Source organism: Vibrio floridensis, assembly GCF_021852965.1.
Classification (GTDB): Bacteria; Pseudomonadota; Gammaproteobacteria; order Enterobacterales; family Vibrionaceae; genus Vibrio; species Vibrio floridensis.
Genome location: NZ_JAKGCY010000023.1, coordinates 1 through 10,501 on the forward strand (window position 1 = coordinate 1; position 10,501 = coordinate 10,501).

The 10,501-nt window shown below is 40.8% G+C and carries 12 protein-coding genes and 1 pseudogene; all 13 read left to right on the top strand.

Annotation, left to right across the window (positions count from 1 at the left end):
- The first annotated feature begins 164 nt into the window (after positions 1-164).
- A complete protein-coding gene (locus tag LZU85_RS19480) occupies positions 165-746 on the top strand; it encodes a DUF1287 domain-containing protein (protein WP_237288223.1) in 582 nt (193 codons plus the stop codon).
- Between the two features lie 148 nt (positions 747-894).
- Positions 895-1,401: a GNAT family N-acetyltransferase gene (locus LZU85_RS19490; protein WP_237288224.1), complete on the top strand. Its 507-nt coding sequence runs from the start codon at positions 895-897 to the stop codon at positions 1,399-1,401.
- Between the two features lie 149 nt (positions 1,402-1,550).
- On the top strand, positions 1,551-2,066 hold the full coding sequence (locus LZU85_RS19500) for a GNAT family N-acetyltransferase (RefSeq protein ID WP_131069805.1): 516 nt from the start codon (positions 1,551-1,553) through the stop codon (positions 2,064-2,066).
- 144 nt (positions 2,067-2,210) lie between these two features.
- Positions 2,211-2,723 carry a GNAT family N-acetyltransferase gene (locus LZU85_RS19510; RefSeq protein WP_237288225.1) on the top strand — a complete coding sequence of 171 codons (513 nt, stop codon included), beginning with the start codon at positions 2,211-2,213 and terminating at the stop codon, positions 2,721-2,723.
- Positions 2,724-3,456: 733 nt separating this feature from the next.
- A complete protein-coding gene (locus tag LZU85_RS19520) occupies positions 3,457-3,645 on the top strand; it encodes a hypothetical protein (RefSeq protein WP_237288226.1) in 189 nt (62 codons plus the stop codon).
- A 36-nt stretch (positions 3,646-3,681) separates the two neighbouring features.
- Complete coding sequence (locus LZU85_RS19525) at positions 3,682-4,026, top strand: hypothetical protein (RefSeq protein ID WP_237288227.1); 345 nt, start codon at positions 3,682-3,684, stop codon at positions 4,024-4,026.
- Between the two features lie 166 nt (positions 4,027-4,192).
- Positions 4,193-5,260, top strand: coding sequence for a hypothetical protein (locus tag LZU85_RS19530; RefSeq protein ID WP_237288228.1), 1,068 nt, complete (start codon positions 4,193-4,195; stop codon positions 5,258-5,260).
- A gap of 149 nt (positions 5,261-5,409) precedes the next feature.
- The gene (locus LZU85_RS19540) at positions 5,410-6,036 is read left to right on the top strand and encodes a LysE family translocator (protein WP_237288230.1); all 627 of its coding nucleotides are present in this window, start codon (positions 5,410-5,412) and stop codon (positions 6,034-6,036) included.
- 607 nt (positions 6,037-6,643) lie between these two features.
- On the top strand, positions 6,644-7,165 hold the full coding sequence (locus LZU85_RS19555) for a GNAT family N-acetyltransferase (protein ID WP_053543527.1): 522 nt from the start codon (positions 6,644-6,646) through the stop codon (positions 7,163-7,165).
- A 159-nt stretch (positions 7,166-7,324) separates the two neighbouring features.
- A complete protein-coding gene (locus LZU85_RS19565; RefSeq protein WP_237288231.1) occupies positions 7,325-8,077 on the top strand; it encodes a hypothetical protein in 753 nt (250 codons plus the stop codon).
- Between the two features lie 142 nt (positions 8,078-8,219).
- Entirely contained in the window at positions 8,220-8,741 is a 522-nt protein-coding gene (locus LZU85_RS19570; RefSeq protein WP_000058623.1) for a GrpB family protein, read from the top strand.
- A gap of 518 nt (positions 8,742-9,259) precedes the next feature.
- On the top strand, positions 9,260-9,685 hold the full coding sequence (locus tag LZU85_RS19580) for a hypothetical protein (protein ID WP_237288233.1): 426 nt from the start codon (positions 9,260-9,262) through the stop codon (positions 9,683-9,685).
- A 631-nt stretch (positions 9,686-10,316) separates the two neighbouring features.
- Positions 10,317-10,501 (top strand): annotated as a pseudogene (locus LZU85_RS19600) (GNAT family N-acetyltransferase); the annotation flags it as partial.

The following is a 10,501-nucleotide window of genomic DNA, read 5'->3' on the forward strand; positions in this document are numbered from 1 at the left end:
AACTTAACCCTTTGAGCCTTAAACATAACAAGGCGTTCAAGAGGGATTCATGCCGCGTGGCATTTTTGGTATGCGGTGAGTTTTGGTGGTGAAGGTGCTCTGCGGAAAGTTGGTTTAGGCGGCATTCACCCCTTAACGCGGCGTTATATTTTTAGGTAATTGTCATGGAACGACTATTTTTTTCCCTACTCGTGTTGTTGAGTACGAGTGTAAGCGCAGGCAACTCATTGTCAGATTTGGTTGAAGCTGCAAAAGAAAGAACAACGCATACTGTAATTTATGATGGAAGCTATATAAAAATTGCCTATCCCAATGGAGATGTGCCGTCTAGTCTCGGGGTTTGTACCGATGTAATTATTCGTAGTTACAGAAAACTGGGCGTAGATTTACAAGTCTTAGTTCACGAAGATATGCGTGACAACTTTTCACTGTATCCCTCAAACAGAATTTGGGGTTTGTCAAAACCGGATCGCAACATAGACCATCGTCGAGTGCCGAATTTACAGATTTTCTTCAAACGACATGGCCAAAGTTTAACGATTAGTGATGAAGGTTTGGCTTATAAAGCTGGTGACATCGTGACATGGATGCTCCCAGGTAATTTGCCTCATATCGGTATCGTAACGAACGATTTGTCGCAGGATGGGAAACGGCCTCTAATAGTTCACAATATTGGTTCAGGTCCAGTGCTTGAGGATATGTTGTTTGACTTCCAAATTACGGGTCACTTCCGCTATGAGCCCTAAATATAACAAGGCGTTCAAGAGGGATTCATGCCGCGTGGCATTTTTGGTTTGCGGTGATTTTTTTGTGGTGAAAATGGTGTGCGGAAAGTTGGTTTAAGCGGCATTCACCCCTTAACGCAGCGTTATGTAACAAGGAGAGTCCGGCTAAATGGAAGTAATATCTGAAAGGCTACGGATGAAGCCATTATCGGGAAATGACTGGTCTTTATTTCTACAACTCCATACAAACCCAAGTGTCATTTCACTTTGTTTCGATGAGCTGCCAAAGTCAGAAATTGAGAGTAAATTTAAATCTCGATTAGCACCTTGGTTTGTAGATTCGAAGCATTGGCTATGTTTAGTTGTTGTCGAGTCCACAACGAACAAAGCAGTAGGTATAACAGGTTTTTGTGTTAACGATTCTGTTGCTGAAGTTGGGTTTATGTTTTTGCCCGAATATCATGGGCTCGGGTATGGTACAGAGTCACTGCAAGCTCTCATAAATTATTCAATGTCAGAGTTCGGCATCGATAAATTCAGTGCAATTGTTACCGAGGGCAACATTGGTTCCGAAAAGGTACTTACAAAAGTGGGTTTTGTGCTCGATAGGATAGTGCCTCAAGCTTATGAAATTGGTGGTCATTTGTACGCAGACCATGTATACAAATACGCGTAAAATTGTTACATAACAAGGCGTTTAAGTGGGATTCATGCCGCGTGGCATTTTTGGTTTGCGGTGAGTTTTGGTGGTGAAAGTGGTCTGCGGAAAGTTGGTTTAGGCGGCACTCACCCCTTAACGCAGCGTTAGGTGAATTTGGGGAAATAATGCAGCAAAATTTGGAAACTGAACGTTTAATTCTTAGATCATTTAAGCAGTCTGATGCTGAGCAAGTATCAGTATTAGCTGGTGATAAACGAATCGCAGAAATGACGGCAAACATACCGCATCCATACGAAGTTTCAGATGCAATTTCATGGATTGAAACACATGAAATTGGTTTTGCCAGCGGAGAGAGTATTGTTTATGCGATTGTACATAAAGAATCGTTAGAGCTTATTGGGGCCGTGAGTTTGCCGAGCTTAAAAGATGGCCAAGGTATATTAGGTTATTGGTTGGGTGTCGATTTTTGGGGGCAGGGTTATGCGACAGAAGCTTCAAAGGCGCTAATTGAGTACGCAAAAGAATCTCATGGATTGAGAGAGTTAAAGGTTATGCATCTTGTTGGTAATTCTCGTTCAAAGTCAGTTATCGATAAACTTGGCGTTACTTACATAGAAAATCAAACACTTCGTATGCAAGGTGGTGAACGAGAGGTTTGTGTTTATATTTCAGCGGTATAAATTCACCTAACAAAGCGTTAAAGAGGGATTCATGCCGCGTGGCATTTTTAATGTGCGGGTAGTTTTTGTGGTGAAAGTGGTCTGCGGAAGGTTGGTTTAGGCGGCATTCACCCCTTAACGCAGCGTTAGGCAGATAAGGAAATCATGAAGTTTAGAGTTAGAAAGGCATTACTAGATGATGTCGATAGAATCGCACATATACACGTTAGTTCATGGGTATATGCGTACAATGGTCTGATGCCTCAGAGTTTTATCGCAAGCTATACATTAGAAAAGCGCCAGAAATTGTGGTCGAACATCATTGAGCGAAATTTGGCGGAAGTTCTCGTCGCGGATTGTGATGACGGATTAGTTGGTTTTCTGTGCTTTGGGCAGCCTAAAACTTTGAAAGGCACTGAAGTGTATGAACTGAGCTCGATTTACATTGCCCCTGATAAAATTGGGGCTGGCATTGGTCAAGCGCTTTATAACGAGTGCGAGAGAATGCTCCGCGTATTGAAAGCTCAAAAGGTTTCGTTGTGGGCACTTGATAGTAATGAACGTGCATTGAATTTTTATGCAAAGCAGGGCTTTACTCCAACAGGTGAGAACAGTAAAGAGCTTGCCAATGACGTTGTTTTGAATGATATCGAGTTAGCTAAGGAGCTATCTGCCTAACAAATTGTTCAAGAGTGATTCGGCACGCGTGGCATTTTTACTATGCGTTAAGTTTAGTGGTTAAGGTGGTATGCGGAAACCTCGGTATTGCGTGCCTCACACCTTAACAAGGCGTTATGTGCTTTAGAGAAATGGACAAACAAAAGGTAGCTTATGAGTCTTCTAATCGATATACCGTATAAGTTGAATATTTTTCTTACATTAGCCACTTGGGTTGCCCATTGGCTAGGGAAGTTTTTAGTTATTGCGATATTTCTAATTGCTAGCTCGGCCCTAATCAATGAAATGTGTCTTTCGTTCGGTGTAAAGATTCTTTCAGAAAACCATTGGTTGTTTGTTTTATCTAATCTTGTGTACAACGAGAGGGCGTGGGCCCCAGCTACGGCAGTTGTTGCTACGACGGTTGCAATGGGACATTTTCGGACACTTGAAGTAAATATCGAGAAAGAAAACCGAGAACGAGATTCCGCAAGAACCGAACAACGCACATAACAAACTGTTCAAGAGGGATTCGCAACGCGTGGCATTTTTACTATGCGTTGATTTAGGTGACTAAGGTGGTTTGCGGTGGCTTCGGTATTGCGTTGCTCACCCCTTAACAGAGCGTTATGTTTTTTCTACGATCAGCCTCCTATTGACCTAAAGCAATAGAGAAATTGATTTTTATAGTATATTGTTTTTATTACTGGTTGGGGTTCGTAATTCCGCCTTTTTCTTGTTTATTGGGTTCAAAATGAAATACATAGGTTTTTTAGTAGTTGTAGCTATTTGGCTTTTCGCAAACGGTTTTTGGGAAATGTCAGGTGCGCCTGAGCATTTAAGCTCATGCCAAAAAATTGAATGGGCTCAACAAGCAAATAGTGGAGATTTTCGCCCTGATGAATGGCTAGCATTGCGATTACTTGAAAGTATTAAATGCTGATAAATTCCTAAAAATATGCTCAGGTGAAATAAAGTTATGAAACATATCACAAAATTATTGCTATTGGCTTTTGCAAGTTTGCCGACGCAATCTCATGCTCAACAAGACTTCAATAAAAGCCCAGTTGCAATGGCGTATGTATGTTGGCATTTAGCAAACGGGCTAGGCTATGAGCGTGACTCCGATTCGTTTTCTAAAATGATATCTATGTTACGAAAGATGCCTGAGTTTAAATCTGAACAACATTACGAGCTTATGGGTTATGCAGCACAGCAGGTACTCCATCTAGATAGTACAGAACGTAATTCCATGTATAAATATGGTTGTATAGAGCCTTTAGAAAATATCAAGCGCGCTGAGCAACAAGGTATGCTGAATTAGCCCAAAACATAACAAGCAATTTAAGAGGGATTCACAACGCTTGGCATTTTTGCTTCTACTTCAATTTAGTGTTTATGGCACAATGCTTTAGGTTTGGGTGAAGGCGTTGTTCACCCCTTAATTGGGCGTTATGAACCATCACAATATTTTACATTTGGAGTAATACATGTTTTTTAGTAGTGAATCTAGTACAAGAGCTATAAGCTCTTTCATTCAACAGGCCACGATGTCAGTACTAGAAGATGAAGTGTATAAAACGAGACTTAATAGAAGCCTAGAAATCGTAAAGTATATTCATAATAATCCTGATAGTTGGAGTGATCGATGTCGTTTTAACATTAATTGGATTGGTGATCAATTCATTAATGGGCTAGCATCATATAGAGCAAACTCTTCAGAAGGCATTGATGACATATACACAAATTGCTATCGATTTCTTTGTGAGTTCGATTTTTTTATTGGGGCAGGAAAAGAATTATCAATAGAATTACGCCATATCAGGTCGAATATTCAACATGATGCTTTGAAACTGGATAGTGAAGTTAGTTCTCAAATTATATATGCTTCATATGTTATGCCTGCAAATTTGGTTAAAGATCTTGTAAATAACCAAGATATTGCGGTTTTTTCAACATTCAGTGAAAAAGTGGAAGAGTCTAAAAACTTAAAATCCCAATGGGATCTTGAATTAAAAGAGCGGGAAAGTTCAGTAAACGATTTAAAGTCTAAGTTGGATGAATATGAAATTGGCTTTAATTTTGTCGGCTTATATAAGGGTTTTAGCGATTTAGGCTCCAAAAAGGAGCTAGAAAGAAAATTTCTTCTCAAGTCATTGCTAGGCTTGGGAATACTAATTTTAACGCCTTTAATAATTCAGTTTTATTTCTCTCTATCAAGAGTGAATGACTCAGGTTTCGTATTTACAGATCTATTTTTACTTATTCCTTTAATTTCTGTGGAAGTTATTCTAGTGTATTTTTTTCGCATTGTCCTATATAACTATAAAGTTACTAAAACACAAATAGTTCAAATTGAGCTTAGACAGACACTATGTCAATTTATTCAGAACTATGCACATTACGCATCAAAAATTAAGAAAGATGATGCAACAGCATTAGAAAAATTTGAAAATCTAATTTTTAGTGGAATTATGTCTGATTCAGAGAAACTACCAGCAACCTTTGATGGAATAGAACAGCTGAGCTCATTACTTAAAAATGTGAAAGGTTCATAACAAACGCTTCAAGAGGGACAGCCAACGCGTGGCATTTTTACCATGCGTTGTTTTTTGTGATTACGGTGTCATGCGGAAGCTTGGTTATGGCGTTGGCTGCCCCTTAAGCGGGCGTTATGCCACAAGACGTTCAACATGGAGGAAAGGAAATGGATTTAAACTCGATATTACTATTTGTAGTCGCTTGTCTGGCGATCAATATGATACCTGGACCAGACGTAATCTACATCGTTTCAAACACCATGAAAGGTAAGCTTACAACTGGATTTAAAGCTGCAATTGGTCTTGGTGTTGGCTACTTTGTACATACATTAGCTGCGTGTTTAGGTTTGTCCGCGATAATCCTCAGCTCTGCTGTAGCTTTTAGTGCGGTGAAATGGTTGGGTGCCGCTTACTTAGTATATTTAGGTGTTCAGTCTCTGCTATCTATGTGGCGTGGAGGCAGTAAAAGAGTGGTTAGTGAAAGTGTTGAAACCAACAAAAATGTATTTATACAAGGCGTTATTGTTAGTGTTTTGAACCCGAAGGTAGCACTATTCTTCCTTTCATTTTTACCTCAGTTTGTCGACACATCTGCAGGCTCCGCGTCAATGCAATTATTAGTGCTTGGTTTGCTCTTCAGCGCATTAGCGACGCTGTGTAACGTTCTCTATGCCTCAGTCGGTAGTTGGGTTTTTAGTCGATCAAATTCTCAGCGTTATTCACGAGCACTTGAGGGTGTCTCGGGAGTTCTGCTTATTGGGCTGGCAGGCAAAGTCGCAATCAGTGAGCGCTAGTGGCATAACAAACAATTTAAGTGTGATTCAGCACGCGTGGCATTTTTGGTATGCGGTGGTTTCGGTGTTGAAGTGCTATGCGGTGGCTTGGTCATTGCGTGCTTCACACCTTAATTGGGCGTTATGTTTAATCACTTAAAATCAGTTGCTTGCATCTTTTCTTAGCTTTCTAATTTTGGCTTTGTCGGCAAGTTGACTTCAGTGGCCGCTGTTTTCTGGACTCCAATTTGTGGGCGCAAAAAATTCAGAGAGTTGCCTCATTGAAATCCAGAGTTCTGGCGAGGTGAGTGAAGTGATTTTGATTTCAAAGTTAAAGCCTCAGCTTTTCGGTTTCTGACTTCAAAGTTCAATGTCAGTACAATCAAATTTATGAGTTAATTCAGTTTTTTAGCTCCTGATTTTGGTTTTCAAAGATAAGTCGAGTTAAGCTCTTGGTATCGCAAAACTTAACCCTTTGAGTCTTAAACATAACAAGGCGTTTAAGAGGGATTCATGCCGCGTGGCATTTTTGGTATGGGGTGGGTTTTGGTGGTGAAAGTGGTCTGCGGAAGGTTGGTTTAGGCGGCATTCACCCCTTAACGCAGCGTTAGCCCTTTCAAGGAAAACAATGGATATTGTATTTGAAATTAATGTAACGGAAGTGCAGCACAAAGCTATCGAGGCTTTGAGGAACTGCTCCTTTCCTGAGCATCAAGCTAATCGGTCCTATTACAAACAACTTCCTCATATGCGTGCTTTGCAATATGAAGGTGATATGCTCGTGGGCTACTTGGGGCTAGATTATCGCGCAGTGAAAGTCGGTAATGAAGTGTACAACGTCTTGGGTATCATTGATTTCTGTGTCGCTGAACAATATCAAGGTAAAGGTATTGGTTCGCTTATGCTTTCTGAAGTATCGTCGTTTGCAAAGGGAAAAGGGGTTGATTTTATCATGCTTATTTCTGAATTAGAGGATTTCTACCTGAGGCATGGTTATAGCAAAATCGAGACAATCCATTCTTGGTTACGGCTTAATGAGCACACAAACTATGGTGTGGCAGTTGAGCATATCGATGATTTATTTATCAAACCAGTAAGTGGCAAAGAGTGGGCAAATGGTCATTTGGACTGGTTGGGTTATATGTACTAATCGGCACAGGGCTAACAAAGCGTTAAAGAGGGATTCATGCCGCGTGGCATTTTTGGTATGCGGCGAGTTTAGGTGGTGAAAGTGGTCTGCGGGAAGTTGGGTTAGGCGGCACTCACCCCTTAACGCAGCGTTATGTTACTGCACTTTACGAGTAATTGAATGAATAAAAAGTTGTTAGTTGGCGGTTGTTTACTCGGTGTAACCGCTCTATTTTTTGTCGGTAAACGAGGTGGTGAGGAGTTATCGCTCCCCGTGTGTGATTCCGTCTCTAAAATTGATACGCCAGTGCATTTTTTCACAGATGACTCTATTAGTGAGGCACGAATTGAAGAGTTTATTGACTATTCAAACCTTGTTCTAGAGAACTCTTGCATTCCAATTAGAAGGACCCTTTCAGGAATCACCAAACTTGATTTGACCAGTTTTAAAAGTCAAGACAGTGGTAAGTTACATCAACAGTTACTACTAAATGTTGGTAACTCGATTCTCGAGCCAATGCAAAAAGTTGGAAGTTATTATGTTCTAGTTCTTCCTAGATACTTTCCTTTTGCAAAAGACAGTGCAGGAACTGCTCATGTAAATTTTAGTCGCAGTTTTTTGGTTCTATCTTCTGATGCAGAACTTCATGTACTTGAGCATGAGTTGGGGCATCTGGCTTGGGCATGGCATGACAACACAGCAATACATTGGTTAAAAGGGCAGCTTCTAAAAGAGCATCACAAGCAAATTAAGCCATATGCATTTGGGGCATTGTGTCATGAAGCGGGGACGGTAATGACTTATGCAGAGAAGCAGTTGCCAGCCTATTCATCACCGGACATCAAATATTATGGACAGGCTTGTGGCAATGCCGAAACTGCTGATAATGCGCGTCATATGCGAGAGTTTGCGCAATCACTGATAGCTCCGTAACATAACAAGCAATTTAAGAGGGATTCACAACGCTTGGCATTTTTGCTTCTACTTCAAATTTAGTGTTTATGGCACAATGCTTTAGGTTTGGGTGGAGGCGTTGTTCACCCCTTAATTGGGCGTTAGGCAAATGGAGATAGGCGTGAGTTTAAGGATAATTGAAGTCGTAGATTTTCAGTCGTCGTGGGCTGATGATTTTAACCGAGAGAAAGCGTTAATCTGTAATGCGTTAAGCCAAGAAAATGTGGTGGAAGTTCACCACATCGGTAGCACTTCAGTTGAAGGTTTATGTGCGAAACCAATTATAGATATTCTGCTCGAGGTTAAATGTCTCAGTGAACTGGATGAGCAAAGTTACTTGATGGAATCGTTGGGCTATCTTGCTAAAGGTGAGTTTGGTATCCCGGGTAGGCGTTACTTTCAAAAAGGTGGGGTTCAACGAACTCATCAAGTCCACGCCTTTCTAACAGGTTCACATGAAGCGCAAAGACACATCGCTTTTAAAGAGTATCTTATCGCTTTTCCTGAAGTAGCCGATGAGTATGGTGTGTTAAAGAAAACTGGAGCAGCAATCTGCAACAATGACATAGATGTATATTGCCGTCATAAAGATAGCTTTATTAAAGAGCATGAGGCTAAGGCTCTCAACTGGAAATTTGCCTAACAAAGCGTTCAAGAGGGACTTGGCACGCGTGGCATTTTCAATTTGCGTTGTGTTTAGTGGTTAAGGTGTTATGCGGTTACTTTTGTATTGCGTGCCTGCGCCCCTTAACGCGGCGTTATGCTTAATCAATTAAAATCAGTGATTTAGTGTTTTTCTCTGTTCCCTCAGCCTTTTGATTTTGTGCTCGTCGGCAAGTTGGCTTCAGTGGACGCTGTTTTCTGGACATCCATTCTTGGTCGCTACAAATTCTGAGAATTGCCTCAATCAATTTTCGGGTAAGTGCGAGGTTAGGGCGGCTGACTCAATTAGAAATTCGTTTTTAGGTTTCCAAGTTTGAGTGTTCAGAATCCCGAGTCTAATCATCAAAACTATGAGTCATTTCGGTTTTCTGCGCTTTGGCTTTTGTTTGTAAATCAAAGACGAGTTACTCTTGGTTCTATTAAAACGTAACCCATTGAAGCTTAAGCATAACAAGGCGTTTAAGCGGGATTCATGCCGCGTGGCATTTTTGGTATGCGGTGAGTTTTGGTGTTGAAAGTGGTCTGCGGAAAGTTGGTTTAGGCGGCATTCACCCCTTAACGCGGCGTTATATGCTTTACGGATTTCTGAACAGGATGTTTTTGATACTAGCAATATTGGGTGCTATCTACCTGTTATTTAAGCTGTACCAAGAAGGCGAAGAGATAGGTTGGAACAGAATCTTAGTTACTATCTTTTTTGTCAGCTATTCAGCTCTGTATTTGTATGTTCCACCTTTCTTAGGCATGAATAACCAATATGCAGGTAAAATGTACGAATTAGTTCCAATCGGATGCTATTTCATGGCTTTACTTCCAGATATGGAAGAAGCAGAAACTGAGGCGAAAGCCTTCGTATTTTTCGCTTGGTGTGGTCTTATTCTCATAGCATCTTTCTTGGTTTACTTTAAGTTGCATGTGTGGTGATTGGTGCCAGTACGCATATAACAAACTGTTCAAGAGGGATTCACAACGCGTGGCATTTTCACTATGCGTTGGTTTAAGTGATTAAGGTGGTATGCGGCGGCATCGGTATTGCGTTGTTCACCCCTTAACAGGGCGTTATGCTTAATCACGTAAAATCAGTGGGTTATGGTGTTTCTTTGTTCCCTTGGTTGATTGGTTTGTGCTTGTCGGCAAGTTGACTTCATTGGGCGCTGTTTTTCGGACACTTATTCTTTGGCGCTGAAAATTCAGAGAGTTGCCTCAATCAATTTTAAGGTAAGTGCGAGGTTATGGTAGCTGGCTCAGTCAGCAATTTAATCTTCAGTTTTTGAGTTTTAGCGGCTGAATTTTAAAGCCCGATTTTCAAAACTATGAGTCATTTCGGTTTTCTAAGTTTTGGCTTTTGTTTGTAAATCAAAGTCGGGTTAATCTTGTTTCGAGCAAAACGTAACCCATTGAAGCTTAAGCATAACAAGGCGTTCAAGAGGGATTCATGCCGCGTGGCATTTTTGGTATGCAGTGAGTTTTGGTGGTGAAGGTGGTCTGCAGGAAGTTGGTTTATGCGGCATTCACCCCTTAACGCAGCGTTAGGTGCTTGAAGGAAAAGGTAAGTATGGGAATTGCTTTTCAGCAGATAAACATTGATGATTTCGAATTGTGTGTTGCTGCGAGAAAAGATGCATATTTTTGTAGTTTTGGGCATTACGATGGTTTCGACGATTTCATCAGTGGTTATCGTGAACGAGTATTAGACCGGTTAGCAACATCAGGATGGTTCTATATCCATATATTTGTGGA

Coding starts and splice junctions, on each gene's coding strand:
- LZU85_RS19480 (WP_237288223.1), top strand. CDS start 165: ATGGAACGACTATTTTTTTCCCTACTCGTGTTGTTGAGTACGAGTGTA.
- LZU85_RS19565 (WP_237288231.1), top strand. CDS start 7,325: ATGAATAAAAAGTTGTTAGTTGGCGGTTGTTTACTCGGTGTAACCGCT.
- LZU85_RS19540 (WP_237288230.1), top strand. CDS start 5,410: ATGGATTTAAACTCGATATTACTATTTGTAGTCGCTTGTCTGGCGATC.
- LZU85_RS19555 (WP_053543527.1), top strand. CDS start 6,644: ATGGATATTGTATTTGAAATTAATGTAACGGAAGTGCAGCACAAAGCT.
- LZU85_RS19520 (WP_237288226.1), top strand. CDS start 3,457: ATGAAATACATAGGTTTTTTAGTAGTTGTAGCTATTTGGCTTTTCGCA.
- LZU85_RS19490 (WP_237288224.1), top strand. CDS start 895: ATGGAAGTAATATCTGAAAGGCTACGGATGAAGCCATTATCGGGAAAT.
- LZU85_RS19525 (WP_237288227.1), top strand. CDS start 3,682: ATGAAACATATCACAAAATTATTGCTATTGGCTTTTGCAAGTTTGCCG.
- LZU85_RS19510 (WP_237288225.1), top strand. CDS start 2,211: ATGAAGTTTAGAGTTAGAAAGGCATTACTAGATGATGTCGATAGAATC.
- LZU85_RS19530 (WP_237288228.1), top strand. CDS start 4,193: ATGTTTTTTAGTAGTGAATCTAGTACAAGAGCTATAAGCTCTTTCATT.
- LZU85_RS19500 (WP_131069805.1), top strand. CDS start 1,551: ATGCAGCAAAATTTGGAAACTGAACGTTTAATTCTTAGATCATTTAAG.